Origin of the sequence: Chitiniphilus purpureus, assembly GCF_025642115.1 — a bacterium.
GTDB classification, from domain to species: domain Bacteria; phylum Pseudomonadota; class Gammaproteobacteria; order Burkholderiales; family Chitinibacteraceae; genus Chitiniphilus; species Chitiniphilus purpureus.
This window is the reverse complement of the sequence record NZ_CP106753.1, coordinates 2,943,051-2,969,986: the sequence shown is the minus strand read 5'-3', so window position 1 is coordinate 2,969,986 and position 26,936 is coordinate 2,943,051. Positions and strand designations below refer to the sequence as shown.

The 26,936-nt window shown below is 67.2% G+C and carries 26 protein-coding genes; 10 read left to right on the top strand and 16 right to left on the bottom strand.

Translation table 11 applies throughout. The features are described from left to right. The first annotated feature begins 52 nt into the window (after positions 1 to 52). The 6 genes from gspF (at position 53) to gspK (ending at position 4,328) form a co-directional block, all read left to right on the top strand. A complete protein-coding gene (gene gspF / locus N8I74_RS13690) occupies positions 53 to 1,258 on the top strand; it encodes a type II secretion system inner membrane protein GspF (RefSeq protein ID WP_263123663.1) in 1,206 nt (401 codons plus the stop codon). Between the two features lie 9 nt (positions 1,259 to 1,267). Beyond that, entirely contained in the window at positions 1,268 to 1,711 is a 444-nt protein-coding gene (gene gspG, locus N8I74_RS13685; RefSeq protein WP_263123662.1) for a type II secretion system major pseudopilin GspG, read from the top strand. Positions 1,712 to 1,838: 127 nt separating this feature from the next. Next, positions 1,839 to 2,444, top strand: a complete 606-nt coding sequence (locus N8I74_RS13680) for a GspH/FimT family pseudopilin (RefSeq protein WP_263123661.1) — start codon at positions 1,839 to 1,841, stop codon at positions 2,442 to 2,444. Beyond that, the gene (gene gspI / locus N8I74_RS13675; protein WP_263123660.1) at positions 2,441 to 2,812 is read left to right on the top strand and encodes a type II secretion system minor pseudopilin GspI; all 372 of its coding nucleotides are present in this window, start codon (positions 2,441 to 2,443) and stop codon (positions 2,810 to 2,812) included. The genes N8I74_RS13680 and gspI overlap by 4 nt, the downstream gene beginning before the upstream one ends. Further along, positions 2,809 to 3,405 (top strand): type II secretion system minor pseudopilin GspJ, encoded by a 597-nt coding sequence (gene gspJ / locus N8I74_RS13670; RefSeq protein ID WP_263123659.1) that lies wholly within the window; start codon positions 2,809 to 2,811, stop codon positions 3,403 to 3,405. The genes gspI and gspJ overlap by 4 nt, the downstream gene beginning before the upstream one ends. Next, the gene (gene gspK / locus N8I74_RS13665) at positions 3,402 to 4,328 is read left to right on the top strand and encodes a type II secretion system minor pseudopilin GspK (RefSeq protein ID WP_263123658.1); all 927 of its coding nucleotides are present in this window, start codon (positions 3,402 to 3,404) and stop codon (positions 4,326 to 4,328) included. Before gspJ ends, gspK begins: the two co-directional genes overlap by 4 nt. A gap of 135 nt (positions 4,329 to 4,463) precedes the next feature. Here the strand turns inward: gspK and N8I74_RS13660 are convergent, their stop codons facing one another. The 7 genes from N8I74_RS13660 to N8I74_RS13630 all read right to left on the bottom strand — a co-directional run bounded on the left by N8I74_RS13660 (position 4,464) and on the right by N8I74_RS13630 (position 12,555). Continuing rightward, the gene (locus N8I74_RS13660; protein WP_263123657.1) at positions 4,464 to 5,885 is read right to left on the bottom strand and encodes a sensor histidine kinase; all 1,422 of its coding nucleotides are present in this window, start codon (positions 5,883 to 5,885) and stop codon (positions 4,464 to 4,466) included. Then, positions 5,872 to 6,570, bottom strand: a complete 699-nt coding sequence (locus tag N8I74_RS13655) for a response regulator transcription factor (RefSeq protein WP_263123656.1) — start codon at positions 6,568 to 6,570, stop codon at positions 5,872 to 5,874. Before N8I74_RS13655 ends, N8I74_RS13660 begins: the two co-directional genes overlap by 14 nt. 133 nt (positions 6,571 to 6,703) lie before the next feature. Then, positions 6,704 to 7,753 carry a ferrochelatase gene (hemH, locus tag N8I74_RS13650; RefSeq protein WP_263123655.1) on the bottom strand — a complete coding sequence of 350 codons (1,050 nt, stop codon included), beginning with the start codon at positions 7,751 to 7,753 and terminating at the stop codon, positions 6,704 to 6,706. An 18-nt stretch (positions 7,754 to 7,771) separates the two neighbouring features. Then, positions 7,772 to 9,736, bottom strand: a complete 1,965-nt coding sequence (locus N8I74_RS13645; protein WP_263123654.1) for a transglutaminase TgpA family protein — start codon at positions 9,734 to 9,736, stop codon at positions 7,772 to 7,774. After that, a complete protein-coding gene (locus tag N8I74_RS13640; RefSeq protein ID WP_263123653.1) occupies positions 9,729 to 10,700 on the bottom strand; it encodes a DUF58 domain-containing protein in 972 nt (323 codons plus the stop codon). The genes N8I74_RS13645 and N8I74_RS13640 overlap by 8 nt, the downstream gene beginning before the upstream one ends. Further along, the gene (locus N8I74_RS13635) at positions 10,700 to 11,611 is read right to left on the bottom strand and encodes an AAA family ATPase (protein ID WP_263123652.1); all 912 of its coding nucleotides are present in this window, start codon (positions 11,609 to 11,611) and stop codon (positions 10,700 to 10,702) included. Before N8I74_RS13635 ends, N8I74_RS13640 begins: the two co-directional genes overlap by 1 nt. A gap of 122 nt (positions 11,612 to 11,733) precedes the next feature. Then, positions 11,734 to 12,555: a hypothetical protein gene (locus N8I74_RS13630; RefSeq protein ID WP_263123651.1), complete on the bottom strand. Its 822-nt coding sequence runs from the start codon at positions 12,553 to 12,555 to the stop codon at positions 11,734 to 11,736. Positions 12,556 to 12,731: 176 nt separating this feature from the next. Here N8I74_RS13630 and N8I74_RS13625 point away from each other — a divergent pair, with 176 nt between their 5' ends. Continuing rightward, positions 12,732 to 13,673, top strand: a complete 942-nt coding sequence (locus N8I74_RS13625; RefSeq protein ID WP_263123650.1) for a histone deacetylase family protein — start codon at positions 12,732 to 12,734, stop codon at positions 13,671 to 13,673. Positions 13,674 to 13,772: 99 nt separating this feature from the next. On the opposite strand, the gene N8I74_RS13620 is transcribed toward N8I74_RS13625, so the two are convergent. From N8I74_RS13620 to N8I74_RS13585, 8 genes are all read right to left on the bottom strand, one after another. After that, a complete protein-coding gene (locus N8I74_RS13620; protein WP_263123649.1) occupies positions 13,773 to 15,245 on the bottom strand; it encodes an inorganic phosphate transporter in 1,473 nt (490 codons plus the stop codon). A gap of 279 nt (positions 15,246 to 15,524) precedes the next feature. Then, positions 15,525 to 15,791, bottom strand: coding sequence for a hypothetical protein (locus N8I74_RS13615; protein ID WP_263123648.1), 267 nt, complete (start codon positions 15,789 to 15,791; stop codon positions 15,525 to 15,527). Further along, entirely contained in the window at positions 15,788 to 15,997 is a 210-nt protein-coding gene (locus tag N8I74_RS13610; protein WP_263123647.1) for a ribbon-helix-helix protein, CopG family, read from the bottom strand. The genes N8I74_RS13615 and N8I74_RS13610 overlap by 4 nt, the downstream gene beginning before the upstream one ends. 30 nt (positions 15,998 to 16,027) lie before the next feature. Then, complete coding sequence (locus N8I74_RS13605) at positions 16,028 to 17,419, bottom strand: efflux transporter outer membrane subunit (RefSeq protein ID WP_263123646.1); 1,392 nt, start codon at positions 17,417 to 17,419, stop codon at positions 16,028 to 16,030. Positions 17,420 to 17,432: 13 nt separating this feature from the next. Next, the gene (locus N8I74_RS13600; RefSeq protein WP_263123645.1) at positions 17,433 to 19,388 is read right to left on the bottom strand and encodes a MacB family efflux pump subunit; all 1,956 of its coding nucleotides are present in this window, start codon (positions 19,386 to 19,388) and stop codon (positions 17,433 to 17,435) included. A gap of 2 nt (positions 19,389 to 19,390) precedes the next feature. After that, on the bottom strand, positions 19,391 to 20,656 hold the full coding sequence (macA, locus tag N8I74_RS13595) for a macrolide transporter subunit MacA (protein WP_263123644.1): 1,266 nt from the start codon (positions 20,654 to 20,656) through the stop codon (positions 19,391 to 19,393). A gap of 194 nt (positions 20,657 to 20,850) precedes the next feature. Further along, on the bottom strand, positions 20,851 to 22,317 hold the full coding sequence (locus tag N8I74_RS13590) for a protein adenylyltransferase SelO (RefSeq protein WP_263123643.1): 1,467 nt from the start codon (positions 22,315 to 22,317) through the stop codon (positions 20,851 to 20,853). A gap of 112 nt (positions 22,318 to 22,429) precedes the next feature. Then, the gene (locus tag N8I74_RS13585) at positions 22,430 to 23,326 is read right to left on the bottom strand and encodes a manganese catalase family protein (protein ID WP_263123642.1); all 897 of its coding nucleotides are present in this window, start codon (positions 23,324 to 23,326) and stop codon (positions 22,430 to 22,432) included. A gap of 187 nt (positions 23,327 to 23,513) precedes the next feature. On the opposite strand from N8I74_RS13585, the gene ybaK reads away from it, so the two are divergent. From ybaK to N8I74_RS13570, 3 genes are all read left to right on the top strand, one after another. Continuing rightward, the gene (gene ybaK / locus N8I74_RS13580; protein WP_263123641.1) at positions 23,514 to 24,005 is read left to right on the top strand and encodes a Cys-tRNA(Pro) deacylase; all 492 of its coding nucleotides are present in this window, start codon (positions 23,514 to 23,516) and stop codon (positions 24,003 to 24,005) included. Between the two features lie 62 nt (positions 24,006 to 24,067). Continuing rightward, positions 24,068 to 24,487 (top strand): tetratricopeptide repeat protein, encoded by a 420-nt coding sequence (locus tag N8I74_RS13575; RefSeq protein ID WP_263123640.1) that lies wholly within the window; start codon positions 24,068 to 24,070, stop codon positions 24,485 to 24,487. Between the two features lie 76 nt (positions 24,488 to 24,563). Beyond that, positions 24,564 to 25,724, top strand: coding sequence for an MFS transporter (locus N8I74_RS13570; protein WP_263123639.1), 1,161 nt, complete (start codon positions 24,564 to 24,566; stop codon positions 25,722 to 25,724). 25 nt (positions 25,725 to 25,749) lie between these two features. Here N8I74_RS13570 and N8I74_RS13565 read toward each other — a convergent pair whose 3' ends face one another. Next, entirely contained in the window at positions 25,750 to 26,856 is a 1,107-nt protein-coding gene (locus N8I74_RS13565) for a DUF3616 domain-containing protein (protein WP_263123638.1), read from the bottom strand. Between the last annotated feature and the right edge of the window lie 80 nt (positions 26,857 to 26,936).

Sequence of the window (26,936 nt, the reverse complement as noted above, 5' to 3'; positions counted from 1 at the left end):
TGACGCCCGCCCTCCGGCCCGACCGCTGTGCCGCCCATCCCAGGGGACGGGTGTGACCGCATTCCGCTACCAGGCGGTACGCGACGACGGCGGCAAGGTGCGCGGCCTGATCGAGGCCGACAATCTCCGCACTGCGCGCCTGCAGCTGCGCGATCAGGGGTTGTGGGTCAGCCGGATCGACGTGGTCGATGGTGGCGCCGGTACCCGTGGGGGCCGGGCGCGCCGGCTGGGAACGCAGCGGCTGTCATTGCTGACCCGCCAGCTGGCCACCCTGCTCGACGCCGGGCTGCCGCTGGAGCAGGCGCTGTCGGTGCTGATCGAGCAAAGCGACGGCGAGCGCGAGAAGCAATTGGTGGCGGCGCTGCGCAGCGAGATCCTGGCAGGCGCGTCGCTGTCGCAGGCGCTGTCACGCCAGCAGCACGCGTTTCCGGAGCTGTATCGCACCATCGTCGCCGCCGGCGAGGAATCCGGCCGTGCCGCCGCGGTGATGCAGCGGCTGGCGGACTACCTTGAGGCACGTGCCGCGTTGGCGGCCAAGGTCGGTCTGGCGTTCATCTATCCTGCGGTGGTGATGGTGGTGTCGCTGCTGGTGGTGATCGGGCTGCTCACCTGGGTGGTGCCGCAGATGGTCACCGTGTTCCAGAGTGCCAAACAGGAACTGCCCCTGCTGACCAAGGCACTGTTATGGGCAAGCAGCGTGGTACGCGAATGGGGTCTGGCGCTGCTGGTCGTTGCCCTCATCGCTGCGCTGGGCGCCTGGCGGGCGCTGAAGGTGGAGCGGGTGAAACGGGCGTTTCACGCATGGCGTCTGCGCATGCCGCTTTTCGGCCGGTTCGAGCGGGCCGGCAATACGGCGCGATTGGCCTCGACACTGGCCATCCTGGTCGGCAGCGGCGTACCGCTTCTGAAGGCGCTGGGCGCCGCAAGCGGGGTGATGGGCAATCTGCCGCTGCGAGATGCCGTCGAGCAGGCGGCCGCGCAGGTGCGCGAGGGCGTGACGCTGTCGCGCGCGCTGGGGCAGAGCAGGCTGTTCCCGCCGGTGCTGATCCACCTGATCGCCAGCGGGGAGGCCACCGGCCGGCTGGAGTTCATGCTGGAAAAGGCGGCGGCGCAGCAGGCGCAGGAGCTGGAAAACCGTGTGGCCACCTTCACCGGGCTGCTGGGCCCGTTCATGGTGCTGGCGATGGGGGTGGTGGTGTTGCTGATCGTGCTGGCGATCCTGCTGCCCGTTTTCGAGATGAATCAACTGGTGAGATAGAAACCGACCATGGCTAACCCGAACCGTCCTCACGCACGCGAACGTGGCTTCACGCTGATCGAGATCCTGGTGGTCATCACCATCCTCGCCATCCTGGGCGCGCTGGTGGTGCCCAAGATCATGGATCGCCCCAACGAAGCGCGCGTGGTGGCCGCACAGCAGGACATCCGCACGGTGATCCAGGGCCTCAAGCTGTACAAGCTCGACAACGGCCGCTACCCGACCACCGAGCAAGGGCTGCGTGCGCTGATCGAAAAGCCCACCTCCGGCCCGGTGCCGAACAACTGGAAGACGGGCGGCTACCTGGAGAAACTGCCCAAGGACCCGTGGGGCGGTGACTATCTCTACCTCAATCCAGGTCTCAAGGGTGAGATCGACGTGATGAGCTACGGTGCCGACGGCCAGCAGGGAGGCGAAGGTTTTGACGCCGACATCGGGTCGTGGCAACTGTAGCAGTCCGGCACGCCTTGCCATTCAGACGCGGGATGCGCCGGTCGGTGCCGGGCACGCGCAATCCTGCGCGGTGAACCGCCCGATGCACGGGCCGCACGGTCAGGCAGGCGCTGTCGCAGGCCGGCCCATGGACGGGGCTTGGCATTGCCGCGCTGTGCCGCGCCTGCCGACGGCACGGCCCGCAGCGCGCGCCTTGCCGTGCCCGGCGCTGCGGCAGTCGTCCTGCGCCGTGCCCGTATGCCGGCCGGTCCTGGCACCGGCGGCAAAGCGCGGCTTCACGCTGATCGAGATCCTGGTGGCCTTGGCGTTGGTCGGCATCGTGCTGGGGCTCGCCATGGTCCGTTTCGACCTTTCCGACGGCCAGACGATGGAACGTGAAAGCCAGCGGCTGGCGCTGCTGTTCGAAAGCGCCCGTGATGAAGCCATTGCCGGCGGCCGTGCCATCGCCTGGTCTTCCGACGGCAGCGGCTACCAGTTCTGGACGCTGGACGATCGCAACGTCTGGCAGGCCCTGCCCAGCCACGAGGTGCTCAAGCCGCGCGAGCTGCCGCCGGGCATGCGGGTGTTGGCGATACGCGTCAACCTGAAGGCACGGCGGGTCGGCGAACGTATCGTGTTCGAGCCATCCGGGGTCAACCAGCCGTTCGATGTGACGCTGGGTCTGGGGGAGCGGCGTTGGCACCTCGCGGGCGACATCATGGGCCGGGTACAGGCGCGGGCGGACCCGGCATGAACATGCGGCGCGGTTTCACGCTGATCGAGGTGCTGGTGGCGCTTGCCATCCTGGCGGTGGCGCTCGCTGCGGCGCTGCGCGCCACCTCGGCCAGCACCGATGCGGCATTGACGCTGCACACGCGCATGCTGGCCGGCTGGGTGGCACAGAACCATCTGAACGAGTTGCGCGCACGCCGGCTCTTTCCCGATGTGGGGCGCAGCGAAGGCTCGGCCACCCAGGGCGGGGCGCATTTCACCTGGCAGGCAGAGGTTTCGGCCTCGCCCAACCGCAGCTTCCGCCGCGTCGAGGTCAAGGTGTATGCCGGGGGACAGACCGACTACGCGGCGGCCACGCTGGTCAGCTACCTTGCCCAGGTGCAGCGATGAAGCGGCATCCGGCCCGCTGCAGTGGGCAGGGGTTCACGTTGCTGGAGATCCTGATCGCGCTGATGATCTTCGCGGTGGTATCGCTGATCGCCTACCGCGGGCTGGAACAGGTGGCCCAGGTGAAGACGCGGCTGGATGCGGAGGCGGCCTACTGGCGCGAAACCGCACTGGTGCTCGACCGCATCGAGGAGGACCTGTTGCACGCGGTGGATCGTAAGTGGCGTGACGCGGGCGGGGTGGTGCAGCCCAGCCTGCGTGGCACCATCAAGCCGGTGCGCCAGCGTGACGCGGCGCTGGAGCTGGTGCGCATGGATCGGGCTAGGGAGGACTATCGCATCGCCTATCGTCTGGACGGCCGCAGGCTGCAGTTGCTGATGTGGGAGGGGCTGGATCTGGCACCGCTGGCCGAGCCGACAGTGCATGTGTTGCTGCAGGATGTGACGCGCTTCGAGACGCGCTTTTTGGACGCCAATGGCCAATGGCAACCCTCGTGGCCGGTACCCGGCAACAGCGCGGTGCGTCCGCAAGCGGTCGAAATCGTCCTGGCCCGTCAGGCGCAGGCGCCGCTGACCCGGGTCTATCTGGTGCCATGAACAGCGCAACACGGCAACGCGGCATCGCGATCCTCACCGCCGTGGCCACTGCCGCGCTGGTGGCGGCGCTGGCCGTCTGGATCGCCTGGCGGCAGCAGCTGTGGCTGCGCCAGCTGGAAAACCAATATGACATGGCCGAGGCACGTGGTGTGGCGATGGCCGCCATCGATCTGGCGCGGCTGACGCTGCGTGACGATGTGCGGCGCAATCATGTCGATCATCTCCTGGAGCCGTGGAACGTGCCCATCCCTGCCATTCCGGTCGAGCGCGGCCAGGCAGGCGGGCGGCTCGTGGAACAGCAGGGGCGTTTCAACCTGAACAATCTGGTGCAGAACGGCCAGGAGCAGCCCGGTGACATCGATGCCTGCCGGCGACTGTTCGACAGCATCGGCGTGTCGCCCGATCTGGTCGACGCGCTGGTGGACTGGCAGGACAGCGACGCCCAGGTGCGCTACCCGGGCGGCGCCGAGGATACCGACTACCTCAACCTGCGCCCGCCCTATCGCACCGCTGGGCAGCCGCTGACCGATCTTGCCAGCCTGTCGGCCCTGCGCGGCTTCGACGCGGAGACCCTGGCCCGGATCGCCCCTTATGTGACCGTGCTGCCGCAGAAGACCGCGGTGAACGTCAATTTTGCCGAGCCCGAGGTGCTGGCGGCGGTGCTGCCCGCACTGTCGCTGTCCGAGGCACGCGCCGTGGTCGCCGCGCGTGCCGGACGCTTTTTCGAGACCATGGAGGCATTCCAGGCAGTGCTGCCCGAAAGCAAGCGCGGCGAGCTTGGGCTGGAGCTGGTCAGCGTCGAGAGCCGGTATTTCGTCAACGAGGTGGAAGTGCGGTTCGGCCGCGTCAACTCACGTTTCGCCGCACTGCTGGAACGTAACGGCGAAGAGGTGCCGCGCATTGTATGGATGCGCCGCAACTGAGCATGCCGGCAATGGGTGGGATCGGTCCTGGCGGGTGCATGGCAGGCATCGGCAGCGCCGGATCGCCAAAGACCCCCGGGCGGACAACGCTGTTGTGCCGCAGGCGGGTGCGTGCAGCGGGCCAGGCGTCGGCGATCAGGCGTCTTCGGCCTTGGCTTCTTCCTCGCCGACCGGCAGTTCGACCCGGACGATCAGGCCATGCGGCTGGGCATCGAGCAGGCCCACCGTGCCGTGGTGGCGCTCGGCGATCTCCTTGACGATGGCCATCCCGAGACCGCAACCGTTGCCGTCGTTCTGGTTGACCCGGTAGAAGCGCTCGAACACGCGCGGCTTCTGCTCGTCCGGAATGCCCGGGCCGTCGTCTTCCACTTCGACCACATACTGACCATCGGTGCGGTTGAGCCGCACCGTGATGTTGCCGCCGCGCGGGATGTATTTGATCGCATTCTCGACCAGATTGACGAAGAGTTCGCGCAGCAGGGCCGAGTTGCCATTGATCGGGGCTTCCTGCAGCGGGCTGTCGCAGCCCAGATCCATCCCCGCCGCCAACGCGCGCGGCACGGCCTCTGCGGTCAGCTCGCGGATCAGCTTGGCGAGGTCGACCCGTACCTGGGGCATGCCGGTCTGGTTGGCCGGCTCCGAGCGTGCCAGTGTCAGGAGCTGGTTGACCAGGTGGATGCTGCGGGTGGCACTGGCGTGCACCATGTTGAGCCGCTCGCGCAGGCCCTCGGGCGTGGTTTCGCGCATCGCCAGCTCGGTCTGCGACTTCAGTCCGGCCAGCGGGGTACGCAGCTGGTGGGCCGCATCGGCGATGAAGCGGCGCTGGCGGCCTATGCTCTCGTTGGTGGTCGACAGCATATGATTGAGCGCATGCGTCAACGCATGCACTTCCTCGGGTGCATCCGCCAGTTCGAGCGGCGCCAGATCCTGCGGGTCACGCCGTTCCATCAGGCTCTTCAAGCCGGTCAACGGCTTGAGCCCACGCACGATGCCCCAATGCACGCAGATGCTCATCACCAGGATCAGCAGCCCCAGGGGCAGGGCGGTGGCCACCAGGATCTCGTGCGAGAGCCGGTTGTACGAATCCATGCCTTTGGCCACCTGCACCAGCAGCCAGCGGCCCGGCCTGCCGCCGTCGCCCGGCAGCGGGAAATACAGCGAGGCGACGCGCAATGCCCCGTCGGTGCTGCTGGCGTTGCCGTAGTAGACCGTTTCTTCGAAGCGGGTGGGGGGGGAGGCGATCGGCGAAAGGTGGCGGTTGCCGGCGATCAGCTCGCCAGGCAGCGCGATCACGCTGTAGTAGTGCTTTTCTTCCGGCTGCGGGGCGATCAGCGGGGCATGCAGGTTGGGGGCCCCGAGCGTGAGTTCACCGTCGACTTCGCGTACCTGGCGGGCAATTGCCCGCCCGGTCTGCTGCAGACTGTCGTCGACCACACGCGTGGCATAGTGGGTGGCGACGTGATAACAGAGCATCGCCCCCGCGATCCAGAGGATGAACTGCGGAATCAGCAACCAGACCAGCAGCTGCCGACGGAGGGAGAATTTACCCCGCGACATCCTGCTGGCCGGCCTGTTGCTTTTCAAGCAGGTAGCCCAGACCGCGGATGGTCCGGATCACCACACCGCACGGTTCCAGTTTCTTGCGCAGCCGGTGTACATATACTTCGATCGCGTTGAGACCGACCTCGGCGTTCTCCGAGCCCAGTTCCGAGACGATCTGCTCCTTGGTGACCACCCGATCGATGTTGGACATCAGGATTTCCAGCACCGTCAACTCACGGGCCGACAGATCGAGCGGCATGTCATTACACCATGCACGCTGGCCGGCGCGATCCAGGCGCAGGTTGCCCAGCTGCTGTACCGACTGCGGCAGGATCTGGCTGCGGCGCAGCAGCGCGCGCAGGCGGGCTTCCAGTTCGGCGAACTCGAACGGCTTGGCAAGGTAGTCGTCGGCGCCGGCATCAAGGCCCGCGACGCGCTCTTCCAGCCCGTCAAGCGCGGTCAGGATGAGGATAGGCATGGAGGGTTTGTGCTGACGTACATGCTTGAGCACGGTCAAGCCATCCATGTTGGGAAGCCCGATATCAAGCACCACGACATCGTAATCGTTGTGCAGCAGAATCTGCAGTGCCAGCGCGCCATCGTTGACGCAGTCGACCTGGAAGTCGGCCTGCGACAGGCTGGTTTTCAGCGCATCCGCAAGAATGAGATCGTCTTCGGCGAGGAAAAGCCGGGTGCTCATAGGGTCTAACCTCCAGTTGTAAGTCTTAGCTTACCGCTGAGTTTAACGGTAATTTCTCGGATACCCAAGCATTTTCCGTAGCCAATTTTACTGACAAAAGGAAGCATCCAGCTTCCAGTGCGTGTGGCGCCATCTAGCTGCCATGTGACGCCGCCGCAGGTGTCAGCCAGCCTGCCAGTTCGCGCTCGATCAGCTGTATCAGCGCATCAAGCCAACGTTCGCTGTCATTGAGCGCTGGAATATAGCGCAAGGTTCGGCCGCCTGCGTTCAGAAAAGCCTGCTTGCCCTCCAGAGCGATCTCCTCCAGCGTCTCCAGGCAGTCGGCGACAAAGCCCGGACAGATCACATCCAGTTCACGCACGCCGCTTCGGGCCAGTTTGACGAGGGTGTCCGCGGTGTAGGGCTGCAGCCACTCGGTACGGCCAAAGCGCGACTGGAAGGCGAGGGTATGGTGGCCTTCGGGCAGGCCCAGGGCCTGTGCCAGTGCCGCTGCGGTCTGGCGGCACTGCAGGTAGTACGGATCGCCTTTTTCCCAGGTGAACCGGGGTACGCCGTGAAAGCTCATCAGCAGATGCTCGCCTCGCCCTTCGTGCTGCCAGTGCTGCCTGACCTGTTGCGCCAGCGCGTCGATATAACCAGCGTCGTCATGAAAGCTGCGCAGGGTCCTGAGCGCAGGCTGGTTGCGATACCGGGCAAGCCGGGCAAAAACGGCATCGCAGGCGGTGGCGGTGGTGCTCGCCGCATACTGCGGATAGAGCGGAACCAGCAGGATGCGTTCGCAGCCCTGCTCACACAGCGCATCCAGTGCCGCCGCGATCGATGGCTCGCCGTAGCGCATGGCGTAGGCGACCCGCAGAGTCTGGCCATGGCGCATGCCAAGCCGGCCCTTGACGAGCTTGGCCTGCTTTTCGGTCCAGTGGCGCAGCGGTGAGCCGTCCTTGCCCCAGATGGAGGCGTACTTGCGCGCCGATGCGCCGGAACGCAGCGGCAGGATCAGGCCACGCAGGATGGGCTGCCAGAACAGGGCCGGGATCTCGACTACGCGCGGGTCGGACAGGAATTGGCGCAGATAGGGCCGCACCGCCGCGGCAGTGGGGGCTTGCGGTGTGCCAAGGTTGACCAGCAGGACGCCGATAAGTGACGGCTCGCGCGGTTCGGGGGATGAGTCGATGAAGCGGGGCATGGATCGGTCCGGTGGCAGTCAGTGTCTGGATATGCTGTAAAAGTGCCCTACGTCCTGGGCCAGGTTCGACAGCGCCTCAGGGGAGTCGGCATAGCGCGCGGCAAGATAGGCAGCGGCGATGGCGTTGATCCGGGGGGCATGCTGCGGCAGTGCCTGCGCCGCCCGTGCCGCAAAATCGCGCGGGCCTTCGGCCGGCCCCGGCACCAGCCCGAAACCTGCAAGGCGGCGCAGGAAGCGCGCCCATAGCCGCGCGGCGCGGTCGGTCGGCCCACGTCGGCGCCCCTGCCACTGCAGGAGCAGGGCAAAGCCGAGCAGGATGGCGCCAAGCCCGCCACCGAACCAGGCCAGATAGGCTGTGGAAACCAGATCGTCGATACCGAGTCGGCCGAGCAGCTGCATTTGGCGCCGGGCGTCGTAGCCGATCACCCACTGGTCCCATACATAGACGACGCTGTCCCACTGCAGGCGCATCCGCGCGAGCCAAGCTGCCTGGTCACGCATCAGCATCGGCAGCCGTTCGCTGCCGCGTACGCTGCGCGCAAGACCGCTCGACAGGCGCAGCGGCGCCACGACGGCGGTGGGGTCGACGCGCTGCCAGCCCTGTCCGTCGAGCCAGACTTCGACCCAGGCGTGGGCGTCGGCCTGCCGTACGATCCAATATCCCCCGGCGGCGTTGTACTCACCGCCCATATAGCCGGCGACCACGCGCGCCGGCACCCCGGCAGCGCGCATCAGGAATGCGAAGGCCCCGGCATAGTGCTCGCAGAAGCCCTCGCGGGTGCTGAACAGCAGCTGATCGATCCGGTCCGGCCCTTCGAGCAGTTGCGGTGCCAAGGTATAGACAAAGCCATTGCCGCGCAGCCAGGCGAGTGCCCGCTGCACACGTTCCTGCGCCGGCAGCGGCCGCCAGCCCGCCGCCAGTGCGCGTGTGCGCTGATTGCCTTCGGGGGGCAGTGCCAGCGCCGCATTGCGGATGAACCCGGCCTCCTCCTCGATCCGCCAGCGCGGCGTGCTTTCCAGGTCGAAGCGTGCCCGTTCGAGCAGTGGCTGGCGGTATACCGCCTGCAACCGACTGGTCAGGCGTGTGTCGGGCGGCAGTTTCGTCGGCAGGTCCAGCGCGAACAGCCAGGCACGCTGGTGCGGTTCGAGCGTGATGGTATAGGCGACCGTGGGGCCTTGCGCGAGGACCCGTGCATTGCCTGGCGCCTGGGCGATGTCGCGTTGATGCCAGGTCAGGCCGTCGAACCGCTCGAACACCGGACCACGCCAGTAGAGTGCGTCGCGCGGCGGCGGCGGGCCGCGGAAATCGATCCGGAACGCGACACGGTCGTCCAGCACCAGTTCGCTGAAATCGCCCGGGGTCATGCTGTCCGAGATCCCGGTGCTGGCGCCGGGTTCGTCCTGCGGCATGCTCCACAGCGGACCTGAAAGCCGCGGGAACAGCACGAACAGCAGCAGCGCCACCGGCAGGCCCTCGAGCAGCAGCCGCAGCGCGCGCCGGTATTCCTCCAGCAGCAGGTGCGTGCCATCGCGCTGCCAGGCGAACAGCTGGCCGGTCAGCGCGATGGCGATGCAGGTGGCGTACGCCAGCATCCAGAACGACTGCGACACCAGGAACAGCGTGCCGATCACGAAGTAGGCCAGCAAGGTCAGGATCAGGATGTCGCGCTTGCCGGTGGTTTCGAGCAACTTGAGCGCCACCAGACTGATCAGCAGTGCCACGCCGCCGCTGCGGCCCACCAGGGTCCTGAATTCCCAGAACACCAGGATCGCCAGCGCCAGCACCAGGAGCAGCCGCACGGCGCGCCCCGGCAGGCGCCGGCCACTGATCGCCAGGTGGCCGCGCCACAGCAGCGGCAGTGCGGTGGCGATCGCGAGCCAGGGCGGCAGCTGGATCAGGTGTGGGGCAAGGATCAGCGCCAGTACGCCGATCAGCGCCAGCATCTTGTCGCGCGGCAGCGCGCCGGCGGCAGAACTAGCCATCGGAATGCGCCGTCTCGAACAGGGCCAGCGCCGTCAGGCAGCGTGCCAGGTGCGCAGGGCCGTGGCCCAGCGCGATGTCGGTGCCGGGCAGCGCGAGACCGTAGCGCTCGCCCGCGCTGTCGGCGCGCAACAGCCAGGCCGCCAGCCGGGCCAGCCGCTGCTCGGTGCCCAAGGGCGCGGCCGCTTCCCAGCGGATCAGGGTCTGCGCGCCTTGCGGCGCATCGAATGTCTTGACCGAGAGTGTTTCGCTGGTGGCTGCGCGTTTCCAGGCAATACGGCGTGGCGAATCGCCCGGCCGGTAGTCACGCAACCCGGCGAATTCATCCTCGCCGGCTTGCCGCGCTGCTGCGCCGCTGCCGTCCCATGTGCCCGGATAGGGCGGGGCTGCGGCTTCCGGAGCCGGATAGACCAGGCAGCGGGCGTTCAATGTGGCGAAGCTCCAGGCGCGGCAAAAGCCGGTGGGATACCGGGTTTCGATCCGCAGCCGGGGCAAGGTGAGCCACCCGCGCTGGCTGGCAGGCACCGCCAGGGTGAAGCTGCAATCGCTGTTGCCCGGCAGTTGTGCCAGCGTCACCACCGCGCCGTCGCCCGGCCGGATCGAGATCGCACGTCGGATACGGCGTTTGTCGTTCGCCGCGACCAGGGTGAAGACGGCGCTTTCGCCGACGAACACTGGCTCGCTGCGGCCGATGACCAGGCGCAGGCCGAGCAGATTGCGAAACGCCTCGGTCAGACTGGCATGCCCCAGGCCGATCAGGCCAAAAGTGAACAGGTAGCCCAGGCTCAACTGGTAGTTGATCGCACCTATCAGCAACATCGCCACGCTGGCGGCAAATGCGAAACCGAACAGCGAAGGCAGCACGTAGATGCGGTTGTGCCGCAAGCGCACTTCACGCTGGGCAGGCGGATGGCGACGCGCCAGCGCGCGCTGCCAGCGCTGTTGCAGGAAGGCGGGTGCCTGCATCAGGGAATGGCGACCGTGCGCAGGAGTTCCAGCGCCGCTTCCGGCGCGACGCGGCCGCTGGCGCGGTGCATCAGCCGGTGACCGGCCACACCGGGAAAGACAGCTTGCACGTCTTCGGGGATCACATGGTCGCGTCCGTCCAGCCATGCCCAGGCGCGTGCGGCCGCCACAAGGCCGAGCAGCGCGCGTGGCGAAAGGCCATAGCTCAGTGCGGCATGGGTGCGTGTGGCGCGCGCCAGTGCCTGCACGTAGTCCAGCAGCGGGCCGGCCACGTGCACCGTGTCCACCTGCTGCTGGGCCGCCACCAGCGCGGCGGGGTCCTGTGCCGCCCCCAGCTGCGCCAGAAGCTCACGCCGGTTTTCGCCGGCGAGCATCGCACGCTCGGCCGCGCCATCCGGATAGCCCAGCTCCAACCGCATCAGGAAGCGGTCCAGCTGCGACTCGGGCAATGGGAATGTGCCGATCTGGTGTTGCGGATTCTGCGTGGCGATCACGAAGAAGGGTTCGGGCAGCGGATAGCTGGTGCCATCGACGGTGACCTGATGCTCTTCCATCGCTTCGAGCAGGGCTGACTGCGTCTTGGGCGGCGCGCGGTTGATCTCGTCGGCCAGCAGCAGCTGCGTGAATACCGGCCCGTGATGGAAGCGGAAGCGACCGCTGTCGCGCTCATAGATGGAGACACCGATCAGATCGGCCGGCAGCAGATCGCTGGTGAACTGGACGCGCTGGAAGCGCAGCCCCAGTGTGGCGGCCAATGCATGCGCCAGTGTGGTCTTGCCCACGCCGGGCAAGTCTTCGAGCAGCAGATGGCCGCGCGCCAGCAGGCAGCACAGCGCCATCCGTACCTGGGCTTCCTTGCCAAGAAGCACGCGATTGAGCTGGGCCAGTGCGGGGGAAAAGGACAGGGGCATCGCCACTCCTGGCGAAAGAAACGGGTCGGGGCAGTGATTCTAGGCGCTGCCGGGATTTATTTCACGACCAAGCGGGCCGGGGATGGTTCGCAAAGGCCACGACCTTTCCTGTATCGGCCACGCTAGAACTGCCCGCCGAACTGGATGGCGAAGAGCGGGCCGGTTTCCAGGTGCTCCTGGGTCAGCAGCTCGCCATGCGTGTTTTCCAGGCTGAGCCTGCCGGCCAGTGTGGCGCCCAGGTAGACATCGAACTGGGTATGCGCGCTCGGAGCGTAGCCGAAGCGCAGGTAGAGGGGGATGCCGGTTTCCTGGCCGATGCCGTGTGGCGCGGATGCATCGTCGTGCGGCAGCCGGAAGCGGAACGAGCGATAGGCACCCCCCGCGCCGATGTCCCAGCGGCCCGACGAACCGCGGTAGCTCAGTTCCAGCCCGGCCGGGCCGGCCGGGCCGGTGCCCAGTGGATTGGCGAGCCGCCAACGTGCGTCGAGCCGCCAGTCGACCAGCGGATAGGGCAGCAGCTGCGACTGCTGCAGCACCTCGGTGGCATCCAGGCCCACGCCCAATGTCAGCCCTGGCCGCACTGTCCGCGATGCAGCCAGATGCAGGCCGTAGCCTGGCACCGTAGCTTCGTCCCGACCGTCCTTGGCAGCCCGGGTCAGTGACGGCACCACCAGATAGCGCCAGCCGTCGGGCGCATTCCAGCCCAACTTGACGCCAAGGCCGACCGGACGCACCGCACCCCAGGGCGGGCGCCCCCATGACCACGGGTCGTCGAAGCGCCAACCGGCGTCGGCCCCGTCAGGATCGCCGCGCTGCGGCGACGGTGCCAGGACGTGGGGCTGGTAGGCAAAGCCGGCGCTGTCGAGCCGGAAACCCGAAGCCGCCACGGGCGCGACAGGCGCGGCCAGGACGACGAGCACGATCGAAGCAAGCGCGCACCGCATGGTTCCATCTCCCCTCCGGCCAAAGCCGGCTGTCCTGGACGCCGCGGACGATCTTCCGGTAGGCGGCGCTTATGACTTCTTTTGTCGGTCTTGCCTGTTTTGCTTGCCTTATGCGGTGGGCGTACACTGTCCCGGATCGGCCAAGCATCAACGGTTCCGTGCGGGAGGACACACGATTGCAGTCTCAAGCGGCCGGGCCCACGGCCTACCTGACCCACTCCGCCTGCAGCATGCACGAGATGGGCAAGGGCCACCCGGAATGCCCCCAGCGGCTCGCCGCCATCCAGGACAGGCTGATCGCCGCCGGACTATGGGACTACCTGTGGCACCTGGAGGCGCCATCCGCGACCCGGGCCCAGTTGTTGCGCGTCCATGATGCGGCATACCTGGAGCGGCTGAGCCTGATGGTCCCCGCCCAGGGCTATGTCCACCTCGATCCCGACACCGCCATCAATCCATATAGCTTGCGTGCGGCCTACCATGCAGCAGGCGCGGGCGTGGCCGCAGTCGACTTGGTGATGAGCGGTCGTGCGCAGAATGCGTTCTGTGCGGTGCGCCCGCCGGGCCACCATGCCAGCCGGTGCAAGGCGATGGGTTTCTGCGTGTTCAACAACGTGGCGGTCGCGGTGGCGCATGCGCTGGCCGAACACTGGCTCGGGCGCGTGGCCATCGTCGATTTCGACGTCCATCACGGCAACGGCACCGAGGACATCTTCCACGGCGACGAACGTGTCCTGATGGTCGGGATCTTCCAGCATCCGTTCTACCCGTATTCGGGCGATCCGCCGCTGGCCGGCAACATGCTCAATGTGCCGTTGGCGCGCGGCAGTACCGGCACGGCGCTGCGCGAGGCGGTCAATGCACACTGGCTGCCGGCACTGGAGGCGTTCCGGCCCGAGCTGATCGTGATCTCGGCCGGGTTCGATGCGCATCTGGAAGACGACATGTCGTCAGTCGGTTTCGTCGAAGCCGACTACGCATGGATCACGCGCCAACTCCGCGCACTGGCACTGCACCACGCCGGAGGCCGTATCGTATCGATGCTGGAGGGAGGCTACGATCTGTCGTCGCTCGGCCGCAGCGTAGCGGTGCACCTCAAGGAACTGGGCGGTTTCTAGCAGCCTCGCAGCCCGCCGCGGTGCGTAGGATCAGCGCCGCCGCGGCCGCCCCATCGGGCGGGGCGGACTGCCGGTGCGGCGGCGCGAGGCGAAGGCGGGTCAGACGAACAGCAGTGTGGCCAGCCAGAACAGCACTGCCGACAGGCCGATGGTGGCGGGCAGGGTCAACACCCAGGCAAGCAGGATATTGCGCACGGTGCCGCCCTGCAGCCCGCTGCGGTTGGCCACCATGGTGCCGGCCACGCCGGATGACAACACATGGGTGGTCGATACCGGCAGGCTGAATACGTTGGCGAAGCCGATGGCCGTGGCGGCCACGATCTGGGCACACATGCCCTGGGCGTAGGTCATGCCCTGCTTGCCGATCTTTTCACCCACCGTGTGGACCACCCGCTTCCAGCCCACCATGGTGCCGATGCCCAGCGCCAGCGCCACGGCGAGAATCACCCAGAACGGCGCGTACTCGGTGGTCGCGGTCAGGTCCTGGCGCAGGTTGTTCAGGTCCGCCTTTTCACGGTTGTCCAGCTGCGGCAGCTTGCCGACCTTCTTGGCGGTGTCGTCCAGGCACAAGAGATAGCGCCGCACCTGCGAACGCGCTTCCGGTGCTAGATCGCGGTAGTCCTTGACCCCGTCCAGCGTCAGCAGCAAGGCGGCGATGGTGGCCTCGGTGGTCTTGGGGTCGCAGCGGAAGTGCCGTGGCAGTTCGGTGGTATTGCCACTGCCCAGTGCAAGGTAGCCGGACAGGGTGCTGGTGTTGCGCTGATAGAACTGACGCAGGTGCACCGTGGCATCGCGCGTGCGTTCGATCTGATAGGTGGTGCTGTTCAGGTCCAGCACGAACTGGGCCGGCACGATGCCGATCAGCACCAGCATGATCAGGCCGATGCCTTTCTGGCCGTCGTTGGAGCCATGCACGAAGCTGACCGCCATTGCCGAGAGCACCAGCACCAGCCGGTTCCAGAACGGCGGGTGCTTCTTGCCGTCGATTTCACGGCGCCTCTCCGGGGTCTTGTGCATCTTGGACAAGGGCATCAGGCGCTTGAGCAGCAGCAGCAGCAGGCCAGCGATGATGAAGCCCGCCGTGGGCGAGACGACCAGCGACAACGCGATATCGAGCGCTTTCTTCCAGTTGATGCCATCGGCCAGTGGAATGCCGGTGAGCAGCGCATTGGTCAGCCCCACGCCGAGGATGGAGCCGATCAGCGTGTGCGAGCTGGAGGCGGGGATGCCGAAGTACCACGTGCCCAGATTCCAGATGATGGCCGCGGCCAGCAGCGAGAACACCATGGCAAGGCCATGGCTGGTATTCACGTTGAGCAGCAGCTCCACCGGCAGCAGATGCACGATGGCGTAGGCCACGCCCACCCCGCCCAGCAGCACGCCGAGGAAATTGAAGATGCCGGAGAACACCACCGCCATGTGCGGTGGCATCGCCTTGGTGTAGATCACCGTGGCGACAGCGTTGGCGGTATCGTGAAAGCCGTTGATGAATTCGAAGGCCAGGACGAAGGTCAGCGCGAGGACCAGGCTGAGCGCGACCCAGGGGTCGAGCCCGCTGAAGAGATCGAACATGAAGATGTCGGGTGGATGGGGATGACCGCGCGATTATCGCAGAAACCGTCCATCGTCGCCGGACGTCGTGGCCACCGGCCTGATCCTGCGCAAGCGGCGCTATCGGCAGGAGCAACCCCGGCGGCAGCGTGACCACGGGTCACCACCCCATATCGCCTGCGGTGACGGGGCGTCCGCTGCGGCGCATGCCAGGTCAGGGTCACCGCCGGCTTGCGCAGCGACAGGTCAGCATGGGCAGGCCATGGTGCGGTCACCGTGGCGTCGCCGCCACACGCGGCCTTATTTGCGCACCAGGTAGCCGACGATGCCGCCCGTCACAGCCGACAGTACCGACATCGCCCACTTCTTTTCCTCGGCGGTGGCGCTTGCCGAGACCACAGTGCGGTAGCACAGCCACACGATTGCCACGACAAAGCCGATGGCCACGCTGAACAACGCCACATCCTTGAACAGCCGCACGCGCCGCTCACCGCTGGTCTCCTCGCGCTCGATGGAGACGTTGTACTGGTGGTGCGGCGGCGGGTTGTTGAGGTCTATCGTGCTCAAAGGCCGACGATCTCGGTCTGCAGCTTGTCGGTCTCGGGGTCGGCGAGCCCGACCTTCAGGCCGCGCCGTTTGCCCTCGCGTGCCGCCAGGAACAGCTGCAGCGCCTTGCGCAGGATTTCGCTCTTGTTGGTTTCGGCCTCGGCCGCTGCCCGGTCGATCTCGCGATTGAGGTCGTCGGACAGCACCACATTGAAGCGCACGCTCATGATGGCCTCCATGCGTTGAAGATGCGCTTTTTATACATCAGATTCGCGCATCTGACCACCCGTCGGGGCACCGCCCAGGGCTTTGTACAGCGTGGCCAGATTGGCGGCGCGCCGGTAGCGGTGCTGCAGCAGCGCGCGCTCGGCGGCACGCAGCGTCTCCTGCGCCGACAGCCAGCTGTCCAGCGCCACGGCGCCGGCGCGGTAGCGCACCCCGGTCAGGCGCTCGGCGGTGGCGGCCTCGTCGCGCTGCAGTTGCAGGCGCTCGCTGTCTGCAGCCAGCTGGCTGCGCGTCGCCAGGGCGTCCTCCACTTCGCGCAGTGCCTGATGGATCGCCTGGCGATGTGCGATCACCGCCAGCTCGTAGTCGGCACGGCTGACCTTGAGTGCCACCTCACGCTCGTTCCATTGCACGAACGGCAGCGTCAACCCCAGCCCCAACGCCGCGACCGGATTGGCGACCAGATCGGCCAACGCGCTGCTGGTGCTGCCCAGGCTGCCGGTCAGCGACAAGGTGGGCAGCCACTGCTTGCGCCTGGCCTCGGTATCGACAAGCGTGGCGGCAAGGCGTGCCTGGCTTGCCGCCAGATCCGGCCGCCGCGCCAGCAGCTGTGAGGGCAATCCGGCCGGCACCGTGGGCCATTGCACCTGCGGCAGGGCCGGCATCACGCCCAGCGCGGTCTGCGGCGGTACATCGAGCAGCAGTGTCAGCGCCCGGCGGGTGGCATCGCGGGTGGCCACCGTCGTCGCCAGCGTGCTTTCGGCCTGGCTGTGCGTACGGCGGGCCTGGGCCAGATCCAGCCCGGACACCGTGCCGGCCTGATAACGGGACTGCACCAGCGCCAGCGTCTGCTGCGCGCTGCCAAGGTCGGCCTCGGCCAGCGCGAGTTCGGCGTCGTTGAGCGCAAGCTGCCAGTAGAGGCTGGCGAGATTGGCTTCCAGTGAGATCCGGACGCCCTGCAGGTCGGCGGCGCTGGCGGTCTCGCGCCAGCGGGCAGCGCTTTCCAGGTCATCCAGCCGGCCCCACAGGTCCAGTTCATACGACAGTGCGGCCGAAACACCATAGCTTTCGCCCAGATCGCGGTTGTGCCGCAGCTCCCGGCTGCTGCCCACTTTGCCCGACACGCCCACGTCCGGGCGCTGGTCAAGGCGCGTCTGCGTCAGCGCGTAGCCCGCCTGCCTGAGTTTGAGTGCGGCGCTGGCAAGGTCGGCATTGTCACTGCGCGCCCGTGCCAGCAGCGCGTCAAGCTGCGGATCGCCGAAGCCGCGCCAGAAATCGTCGGCTGCGGCCAGTGCGCCGGGTTCGGCGGGTGCCTGCCAGGCGGCGGGCAGGGTAGGCACGGGTGCTTCCTTGATCGCGCCGGCGCAGGCGGCCAGCAGGGGCAGGGCGGCCAGAGACAGCGCCAGGGTCATCGCACGGTTCATATCGGTCTCAGGATCATTCGCGGGCCAGTGCCTCGATCGGCGCCAGCCGCGCCGCGCGGCGCGCGGGAAGAAAGCCGAACACCACGCCCACCAGCGTGGCGCACAGCACGGCAGTCAGGATCGACTGCAGTGAGAACAGCATCTGGAAATCGCTCAGCGTCCGGTCGACGATGGCGCCAAGCCCCAGCGACAGCGCGATGCCGATGCCGCCACCGACCATGCACACCATGATCGCCTCGATCAGGAACTGACGCATGATGTCGCTCTGCCGCGCGCCGACCGCCATCCGGATGCCGATCTCGTGGGTGCGCTCGGTCACCGACACCAGCATGATGTTCATCACGCCGATACCGCCCACCACCAGCGAGATCACGCCGATCATGGTCAGGAACAGCTTGATGTTGCGGGTGGAGGATTCGACCGATTCGAGGATGTCCTCCATGTTGCGGGTGAAGAAGTCCTGCGTGCCGTGTGCCAGCAGCAGGCGCTGGGTCAGCGCTTCCTCGGCAGCCTTGGTCGGCAGCCCTTCCTTGATCTTCACCGTCAGCCGGTTGAAGTGCTGCTGGCCGAAGATCCGGCTGCCGGCGGTGGAGTAGGGCAGCCATACCTCCAGGCTGTCACCGCCCCAGCCGCTGGACTTGGCTTCGGCCACGCCGATCACCTGCAGCGGCACGTTGCCCACCAGGATGATCTCGCCCAGGCCATTGCCGTCGCCGAACAGGGTCTGCCGGGTCGATTCGCCGATCACCGCCACCTGCGCCTGCCGCTGCACATCCTGCCGGTTGAAGCCGGCGCCCTGGGTCAGTCGCTGGCCGCGCACCTCAAAATAGCTCGGCGCCACGCCATAGATGCTGGCGTTGGCATCCGCATTGCGATAGCGCACCCGTTGCTGTTTTTGCGTGATCGGGGTCACCGCTTCCACATAGGGCTCGGCCGCCAGCGCCGTCAGATCCGACTCACGCAGCGTGCGCACGCCGCCACTGCGGTCGTCCCATACCCCGGTGCCGGGCATCACGTCGATATTGGTCGCGCCCAGCGATGAGAGATTCTGCAGCACCGATTGCTGCATGCCTTCGCCCAGCGCTACGATCGAGACCACCGATGCGATGCCGATGATGATGCCCAGCATGGTCAGCAGGGTGCGCAGCCGATTGGCGACCAACGAGCGCCACGCCATGTTGAATGCTTCGAGAAAGCGCCCCCAGTTGGCCGCCAGCCCGGTCGGGTGCACGGGCGGTGCCGGCCGGTCGCGCGCCTGGGCCACGTCGGCGCCGGCCGGATTGGCACGGTCCGCGATGATGCGCCCGTCCTTGATTTCGATGACGCGTCCGGCCTGGGCGGCCACGTGCGCATCGTGCGTCACCAGGATCACGGTATGGCCGCGCGCGTGCAGCTCCTTCAGCGTTGCCAGCACGTCCTCGCCGCTTTTGGAATCGAGCGCGCCGGTGGGCTCGTCGGCCAGGATCACTTCGCCGCCGTTCATCAAGGCGCGCGCGATCGAGACGCGCTGCTGCTGGCCACCCGAGAGCTGGCCGGGCCGGTGGTGCATGCGCTCGGCGAGCCCCAGCCGGGTCAGCAGCGTGCCGGCGCGCTGGTTGCGCGCGGCGCTGTCCATGCCGGCGTAGATGGCGGGCATCGCGACGTTCTCCAGCGCGTTGAGCGCCGGGATCAGGTGATAACGCTGGAAGATGAAGCCGAAATGTTCGCGGCGCAGGGCGGCCAGGCCATCGTCGCCCAGGCTGCCCACCTCGACGCCGGCAAAGCGGTACGAGCCGGCGCTGGGCGAGTCCAGTCCGCCCAGGATGTTCATCAGCGTGGATTTGCCCGAGCCGGACTGGCCCATGATGGCCACCATCTCCCCGCGTGCGATGGTGAGGTGGACGTCGTCCAGGATGGTGACCTCGCTGTCGCCCGCCGGAAAGCGGCGGTACAGCCCGGACAATTCGATCAGCGGCGGTTCGGTGCGCATGGTCAGCGGATCCGCGGGCCGCCCATCGGGCCACCGCCCTGGCGCTGGCGCGTCTGGATGTTGTTCAGGCCGCCGCCGGTGACGACCTGCTCACCTTCCTTGAGCCCGGACAGTACCTGCACCTGCACGTTGTTGTTCAGCCCCACGGTGATGCGGCGCGGCGCGATGCTGCCGTCCGGCTGTTGCACCCGCACCATGCGCTGCTGTCCGGCGCCCTCGGGGCGCCGGCGCCCCCGGCGCTCGCCGTCGCGGGTGGTCGGCGCGGCGCCGCGTGCCTTGGCGCCCCCATCGCTCCCCGGCAGCAGCGCGGTCACCGGAATGGTCAGCACGTCCTGTCTGGCATCGATCACGAACGACACCTGCGCGGTCATCTGCAGCTTGAGCAGACCGTCCGGGTTGGGCACGTCGAACAGCGCGTTGTAGAAGATGGCATTGTTGACGGTCTCAGGCTTGGGCTGGATGACGCCCAGCCGGGCGGCGATCCTGCGCTCGGGCGCGCCCAGCACGGTGAAATAGACCGGCATGCCGGCCTTGAGCCGTGTCACGTCGGCTTCGGCCACCTGGGCGCGCACGGTGACCAGATCCATGTTGGCCAGCGTCAGGATGGTCGGCGCCTGCTGCGTGGCGATCACAGTCTGGCCTTCCTTGGTGGTGATCGACACCACCTCGCCCTGCATCGGGGCAAGGATGCGGGTATAGCCCAGATTGGCGCGCGCGCTGTCCAGCCTGATTTGCGTCTGCCGGATCTGGGCCGCGATCTGCGCGGCCTGGGCGCGACGGATGCCCAGTTGCAGCGCGGCGTCCTCGGCTTCCTTGCGTGCGGTGGCATCGGCGGCCAGCATCTCGGTCTGCCGGCGGTGCTCCTGCTCGGCCAGCTTGAGTTCCAGCTGCGCGGCGTTCTGCTGCGCCAGCAGGTTGTCCAGTGCTGCCTGGGCCTCCTGCAACGCATTCTGCGACAAGGTGGGATCGATCTCGGCAAGCAGGTCACCCTTGCCCACACGGTCACCCAGCTTGACGGCCAGGTGGGTGACCTGACCCGAAGCCTGTGCCCCCACGTCCACCTGCTTCGAAGCCTCGATCACGCCGGTGGCCAGTACCGAGACTTCCAGATCGCCACGTGTGACAGGTGCTGTCAGCACCTCCGGGGTTTGCGGTTTGTTGCCGCTCTGGTACCACCAGAACAACGCGCCGGCCAGCAACGCCAACGCCAGCAGCCACCAACGGAAACGTTTCAACCGGTGAAGACGGCCGGGGAAAGTGAAAGGCATGGAAATTCCTGTGATTCTGATCGTCGCGGGATGGGGCAGGCTGATGCGTACCGGGCGCCGCCGGGGATTGTGGCAGCACCGGCGGGCGCTGTAACGCACGCGACAGCCGCCGGCGCTGGACTGCGCCAATGGCACGGCAGGCTGACGATAACGCCGGGCCTCTGTACCCGGTTGACATGACGATCAGCGGGGAATCAGGACGAGCAGGATACCGACAGCGTGGCGGCCCAGTCAGGCGGCAGGGCGGCATATTCCTGGTACTGTGGCGCATCGTCGAACGGCTGCGCAAGGCAGTCGTGCAGCCGCACAAGCGGGGCGTAGTCCCCTTGCTCGGCTGCCTGGATCACCTGTGCGGCCAGATGGTTGCGCAGCACGTACTTGGGATTGGCCGCGTCCATCCGCGCCGCGCGCGCGCGATCGTCCAGATTGCCTTCGTCGACCAGGCGAGCCTGGTAGGCGGCAGTCCAGGCATCGAACCCTGCGCGATCGAGGAACAGGTCGCGCAGCGCATCAGGGGCGGGCCCATGCGCGGGCAGCGTCGAGAGCGCGCGCCAGCCGATGGTCCAGTCGGTATGGGCAGCCTGCATCAGTTCCATCAGGCCGGCGGCGAGTGTCCAGTCGGCCTCGCGCCAGGCGAGCAACCCCAGCTTGCGCCGCAGCGCCTCGCCGAAGGCTGCATGAAAGTGCGCTTCGTAGCTTTGCAGTGCCTCGACCGCGGCAGCCTGCCCGGTCAGTGGCAGCAGCGCCTGCGCTAGGCATTGCAGGTTCCACAGCCCGATATGCGGTTGCTCATCGTAGGCATAGCGGCCGTGGGTGTCGGAATGGTTGCAGATATGGCCGGCATCAAAGCCATCCATGAAGCCGAACGGGCCGTAGTCCAGTGTCAGCCCCAGCAGTGACATGTTGTCCGAGTTCATCACCCCGTGGCAAAAGCCCACCGCCTGCCACTGTGCGATCAGCGCGGCGGTGCGCGCCGTCACCGCCTGCAGCAGCGCCGCGTAGGGGTTGGCTGCATCCTGGCACCCGGCGAAGAAATGGGTGATGGCCCAGTCCGCCAGCGTGCGCAGCGCGTCGTGTTGAGCACGGTGGTAGAAATGCTCGAAGTGGCCGAAGCGCAGGAAGCTGGGCGCCACGCGTGTGACCACCGCGGCGGTCTCGATCGTTTCACGCCGCACCGGTTGCGGACTGCTCACCAGTGCCAGGGCCCGCGTGGTGGGAATGCCCAACGCATGCATGGCCTCGGAACACAGGTATTCGCGGATCGACGAGCGCAGCACCGCCCGGCCGTCGGCATGGCGCGAGTACGGCGTCTGGCCCGCGCCCTTGAGTTGCAACTCGCGGATGCCCTGCGGTGTGGCGATCTCGGCCAGCAGCATGGCGCGGCCGTCTCCCAGTTGCCCGGCCCACACGCCGAATTGATGTCCGCTGTACACGCTTGCAAGCTGCGGATAACCGGCCAGCGCGGCGTTGCCGCCCAGGAGCTGCGCCAGATGCGCATGGTGTGCGGGGTCGGGATCCAGCCCCAATTCCTCGGCCAGGCCCGTGTTCCAGGCAACCAGCCTGGCCTGGGGCAGCGGCGTGCTGCGGACCTGCGAATGGAACGTGGCGGGCAGCCCGGCGAAACGCGGGGCCAATGGCAGATCGGGAAAGGTGTGTTTCATTGGGTGGGCGGGGTGCCGGTCGACGGCGAATGTGGCTGCAGGTGATACCGCGTAGATGGGGGCGGATGCAGGCAACGCAATGGCGGGCGGCGCCTGCCGCCCGCATGTCAGGCTATTGCAGTCGTCCCGGGCCGCCCGAGAGGGTCGAGCCCAGATCCGCACCCGTGATCGGCTTGGCGGTGGGATTGGACTGGGTTCGGGCCGCCGCGGCTTCCAGGGTTTCGGCTTCATGGTCGGTCAGGCCGACACTGGCACTGCCGTCGCCACCATCGACCGCGCCTTGCTGCGCGCGATCCGAGATCACCTGGAATTCGCTCTGGTCGTTCCACGGTCCATGGACATCGCCCTCGCCTTGCGACATATCGAAATACACGTTGGCAAAGCGCGGGTCGCCGGCCAGCTTGCCGGGCGGGAAGTTGGGTTCGATGGCGTACAGCGCCTTCTCGAACGACTTCTGGTGTGCGATCTCGCGGGTCATCAGAAAGCCCAGTGCTTCCTTCACGCCCGGGTCGTCGGTCAGCGCGATCAGGCGTTCGTACACGATCTTGGCGCGTGCCTCGGCGGCGATATTGGAACGCAGGTCGGCGGTCGGCTCGCCGATGGTATCGATATAGGCAGCGGTCCAGGGGACCGAGCCGGAATTGGTCAACGGCGCACCTGCGCCATAGAGCACCTGGGTGACGTGGCTGTCGTTGCCGGCGCCGGTGATCTCGCGGTACAGCGTGGCTTCGCGGTCGATCCCTTCGGCAAGCGGCCCCTTGGCGCCCTTGTTGAGCATGGCCACCAGGCTGCCGATCACCTCAAGGTGGCTCAGCTCCTCGGTGGCGATATCGAGCAGCATGTCCTTGCGGCCCGGATCGTCTTCGCTGATCGCCTGGGTGAAGTAACGCATCGCCGCGGCAAGTTCGCCCTGCGGCCCGCCGAACTGTTCCAGGAGCAGGTTGGCAAGACCCGGATTGGAGCCGGCCACGCGCACGGTATATTGCAGGCGCTTATTGTGGATGAACATTGAAAATCTCCTTTACCGATTGGCAAAATGCAGGCTTTGGGCAGCAAGCACCGTGCCACGTCCCAAGGTATCCGCCGCCGTCGCGATGGCCGCATCGGCGCGCCGGACCGGTAGGATTTACCGCACTGCTCTGTAAATATGGCAGCGTCCCGGGAAGGCCGGCCCGGCGTGCTTTGCGAGTCATCCAATGTCCGACAAGACCCCCGTCACCGCCGCCGTCCGCATGCTGCGCCAGCATCAGGTGGCCTACTCCGAGCACCTGTACGACTACGAAGACAAGGGCGGTACTGCCGTGTCGGCGCGCGAGCTGGGGGTGGATGAGCATGCGGTGATCAAGACCCTGGTGATGGAGGATGAGCACAAGCAGCCGCTCCTGGTGCTGATGCATGGCGACTGCGAGACCTCGACCAAGGCGCTGGCACGCCTCATGGGCAGGAAAAGCGTGCAGCCTTGCGCGCCCGATGTCGCCCAGCGCCACAGCGGCTATCTGGTGGGCGGCACCTCACCCTTCGGCACCCGCAAACCGATGCCGGTGTATCTGGAGCGCAGCGTCGCCGCGCTGCCGCGCATCTACATCAATGGCGGCAAGCGGGGTTTCCTGGTCGGCCTTGCGCCGGCGGATCTCATCAAGGTGCTGCAGCCCACCCTGGTCGATATCGCCATTGCCCACGGCGCATAAGACGCGCAACGCGCCACGGCTTCAGGCACAATCGCCGACAGCGCCTTTTCGAGAGATTGCCGATGACCATCCTGCCCAGCATCCTTCACGATCAGATCACCGTGCTGCTCGAAGCGGGCGACCGGCGGTTCGAGAAAGGCGACGATCACGGCGCGCTGGCCAAGTACCGCGAGGCCGAGGCCTTGCTGCCCAGCGAGCGCGAGCGCTTCGAGGACAGCACCTGGGTGCTGGTCGCGATCGGCGACGCGCTGTTCCAGCTGGCGCAGTTCGAGCCGGCGCGTGAGGCGCTGGATGCGGCACGACGCTGCCCGCAAGGCGAGGACAATCCGTTCATCCATCTGCGCCTGGGGCAATGCCTGTTCGAGGCGGGGGCCCTGGCGCAGGCGCAGACGCATCTGGCACGGGCCTTCGAGCACGGCGGCCTGGCGGTATTCGAGGATGAGGACGAGAAATACCTGACCTATCTTCAAGGCACCCGCTAGCGCGCCGGCTGCCTGCAGCGCCTTCCCTGGAACGAAACAGGCCGGCTGTGTCCGGCGGCCTTGCCTTTGCCACGCCATGATCCGCTCCCGCCTTGCCGCCGCCCGTGTCGCCACCATGCTGCTGTTTCTCGCCAGCGGTGCGAGCTACGCCACCTGGGGCATCCACATCCCCACCATCAAGGCCCGCTTCGGACTGTCGGATGCGGCCTTGTCAGTGGCGATGTTCGCCGTGGCGGGAGGCGCGATCGTGACACTCAAGCCGCTGGGCGCCTGGGTGGCGCGCCACGGCAGTGGCCGCGCCTCGGTGCTGGGGGCACTGGCCTTTGCGCTGAGCCTTGCCGCCATCATGCTGATCCCCGGTTTCATCGCGCTGCTGCCGGTGCTGGTGTTGTTCGGCATCTGCAATGCCGCCTATGACGTGGCGATGAATGCCCAGGCTGCGACGGTGGAAACCGCCTATGGCAAGCCCATCATGAGCGGCTTCCACGGCATGTTCAGTCTGGGCGGCATGCTGGGTGCGGCACTGGGCGGCACCCTGGTTGCTGGTGGGCTTGATCCGCTATGGCATTGCATCGGCATGGCCGTGATCACAGCCGCGATCGCGCTGGGTTCGGCCCGCGTGCTGCTGCCGGACCAGCCTGCCGCGCCGGCCAGCGTAGCGCAGCGCGGCCAGGCACAGCGCTGGCTGCTGCTGGTGGGCGGGCTTGCCTTTCTTGGCCTGGTCGGCGAGGGGGCAATGTATGACTGGAGCACCATCTATATGCAGGAAACGGTGCAGGCCACACCGTACTGGGTCGGCTGGGGATACGCGGTGTTCTCCGCCGGCATGGCGTTGGGGCGTTTCGGCGGCGACGCACTGCGTGCACGGCTGGGGGCACAGCGCCTGCTGACCTGGTCCGGCTGGGTCGGGCTCGCCGGCATCCTGCTGGCACTGGCCTGGCCGGCAACCTTGCCCGCGTTGCTGGGGTTCACCCTGATGGGGCTGGGCGCCGCCAACCTGGTGCCGATCTTCTTTGTGGCGGCATCACGGCTGGACGGGGTGAGCCCGGCCGAAGGCATCGCCAGCGTGGCACGGCTCGCCTATGTGGGCATGCTGCTCGGGCCGGTGTTGATCGGTGGTATCGCCCATCTGAGCAGCCTGCGCCTGGCGCTGGGTGTGGTGGCGGTCTGCGTGGCATCGATTGCGCTGGTCGGGCCGCGTACGCTCGGCAGCCGCCTGGAGACCCCGCCGCGCTGAGCCGGGGGCTGCCGTGGCGGGTCTGTCAGCGTGACAGCACGTCGCCGAACACCACGTAGTCACCATCGTGCCGCGCCGCCCCGGGCGCGTCGTACAGCACCAGCCAATGTGGCGCATCCGACGGCGCCAGCGCGGGCGGCAATTGGGTGAGCGCCTCGGCGCGGTCCTGACCGACGCCATAGGGCAGGGCCATGATTTCGCGTGGCATGCTGTTGCGTGACGCGTCCCACAACACCGCGTCGGCGTCGTCGGCCACGCCGGCCAGCGCGCCTGCCGCGTCTTCCCATCTGTATACGCGGATGGCACCGTCGAGCACCATGGTCGGGCCGGCCAGCAGGTACAGGTCGTCACCGTGCCAATGCAGATCGCGTATCCCCAGACCGGCCAGATGCACGAAGTGCTTCCGGTAGCGCTGCTCCCCAAGACCGATCCCGGCCAGCCGCAGCGTGCCTTTCTTCTCCACCGGCTGCAATTCAAGCAGCCCGGCCCAGCCGCGCAGCACCGGGCCGCGCAGCCCGAGCAGCACGCGGTCGCCGCGTACCGCGAGGCCTTCGATATCAAAGCCGTTGTCCTTGCCCGGAATCGCAAGGTAGGGCGCGAAATGCGCATCGCGCCGCAGCAGATCGGTGAGATCGTTGCCTGCGGTATCGCCGCGCAGGCGTGCCGCCTGCCGCCCGTCCGCAGTATGCCGCGCCAGCGTGGAGGTGCCGTGCTGCTCGATCAGCGGGATACGCGCCAGCAGGCAGCGATTGCCGTCGCGGCACAGCGTGGCCAGCCGTCTGAGGTTGTCCTTTTCGCTGCGCCCGGGTTTGGGTTGCTTGCGCTTCAGGCCGTGCGAGCCCACCAGCCACAGATAGCCGTCCTCGACGTCCAGACCCTCAATATCCGCCTCCACGTCGGCCGCATCGGGCAGGTCGAGCAGGCCCGCCAGCGGGAAGTTGGCCGGCGCGCCGTAGCGCAGCATCTCCCTGCCCGAAGGCGCCAGGCGATGCAGCCGATCCAGTCCGCATGCCTCATCGCCGGCCACCCACAGATCGTCGCCGACGAAGACGGCGCCGGACAGGTTGGAATGCACCAGCGTGCCGGCCGAGAATTCCAGCCGCACTGCATGGGTTTTGAGGTGGCGGGGCATGCGATGTCCTTGTAGGGGGCGGGGAAAGGGTCGATTCGCCGGTGCCGTTGGCCTGCGCGATTGTGCAAAGCCGCCAGGAT

Bases quoted from the DNA above. Each gene is read 5' to 3' on its own strand.
- N8I74_RS13565 (WP_263123638.1), bottom strand. From the start codon at position 26,856: ATGCCCCGCCACCTCAAAACCCATGCAGTGCGGCTGGAATTCTCGGCC.
- N8I74_RS13600 (WP_263123645.1), bottom strand. From the start codon at position 19,388: ATGCGCACCGAACCGCCGCTGATCGAATTGTCCGGGCTGTACCGCCGC.
- N8I74_RS13610 (WP_263123647.1), bottom strand. From the start codon at position 15,997: ATGAGCGTGCGCTTCAATGTGGTGCTGTCCGACGACCTCAATCGCGAG.
- macA (WP_263123644.1), bottom strand. From the start codon at position 20,656: ATGCCTTTCACTTTCCCCGGCCGTCTTCACCGGTTGAAACGTTTCCGT.
- N8I74_RS13575 (WP_263123640.1), top strand. From the start codon at position 24,068: ATGACCATCCTGCCCAGCATCCTTCACGATCAGATCACCGTGCTGCTC.
- gspI (WP_263123660.1), top strand. From the start codon at position 2,441: ATGAACATGCGGCGCGGTTTCACGCTGATCGAGGTGCTGGTGGCGCTT.
- gspG (WP_263123662.1), top strand. From the start codon at position 1,268: ATGGCTAACCCGAACCGTCCTCACGCACGCGAACGTGGCTTCACGCTG.
- N8I74_RS13585 (WP_263123642.1), bottom strand. From the start codon at position 23,326: ATGTTCATCCACAATAAGCGCCTGCAATATACCGTGCGCGTGGCCGGC.
- N8I74_RS13640 (WP_263123653.1), bottom strand. From the start codon at position 10,700: ATGCAGGCACCCGCCTTCCTGCAACAGCGCTGGCAGCGCGCGCTGGCG.
- gspK (WP_263123658.1), top strand. From the start codon at position 3,402: ATGAACAGCGCAACACGGCAACGCGGCATCGCGATCCTCACCGCCGTG.
- N8I74_RS13605 (WP_263123646.1), bottom strand. From the start codon at position 17,419: ATGAACCGTGCGATGACCCTGGCGCTGTCTCTGGCCGCCCTGCCCCTG.
- N8I74_RS13590 (WP_263123643.1), bottom strand. From the start codon at position 22,317: ATGAAACACACCTTTCCCGATCTGCCATTGGCCCCGCGTTTCGCCGGG.
- ybaK (WP_263123641.1), top strand. From the start codon at position 23,514: ATGTCCGACAAGACCCCCGTCACCGCCGCCGTCCGCATGCTGCGCCAG.
- N8I74_RS13655 (WP_263123656.1), bottom strand. From the start codon at position 6,570: ATGAGCACCCGGCTTTTCCTCGCCGAAGACGATCTCATTCTTGCGGAT.
- gspJ (WP_263123659.1), top strand. From the start codon at position 2,809: ATGAAGCGGCATCCGGCCCGCTGCAGTGGGCAGGGGTTCACGTTGCTG.
- N8I74_RS13680 (WP_263123661.1), top strand. From the start codon at position 1,839: ATGGACGGGGCTTGGCATTGCCGCGCTGTGCCGCGCCTGCCGACGGCA.
- N8I74_RS13635 (WP_263123652.1), bottom strand. From the start codon at position 11,611: ATGCCCCTGTCCTTTTCCCCCGCACTGGCCCAGCTCAATCGCGTGCTT.
- N8I74_RS13570 (WP_263123639.1), top strand. From the start codon at position 24,564: ATGATCCGCTCCCGCCTTGCCGCCGCCCGTGTCGCCACCATGCTGCTG.
- N8I74_RS13620 (WP_263123649.1), bottom strand. From the start codon at position 15,245: ATGTTCGATCTCTTCAGCGGGCTCGACCCCTGGGTCGCGCTCAGCCTG.
- N8I74_RS13645 (WP_263123654.1), bottom strand. From the start codon at position 9,736: ATGGCTAGTTCTGCCGCCGGCGCGCTGCCGCGCGACAAGATGCTGGCG.
- N8I74_RS13660 (WP_263123657.1), bottom strand. From the start codon at position 5,885: ATGTCGCGGGGTAAATTCTCCCTCCGTCGGCAGCTGCTGGTCTGGTTG.
- N8I74_RS13630 (WP_263123651.1), bottom strand. From the start codon at position 12,555: ATGCGGTGCGCGCTTGCTTCGATCGTGCTCGTCGTCCTGGCCGCGCCT.
- hemH (WP_263123655.1), bottom strand. From the start codon at position 7,753: ATGCCCCGCTTCATCGACTCATCCCCCGAACCGCGCGAGCCGTCACTT.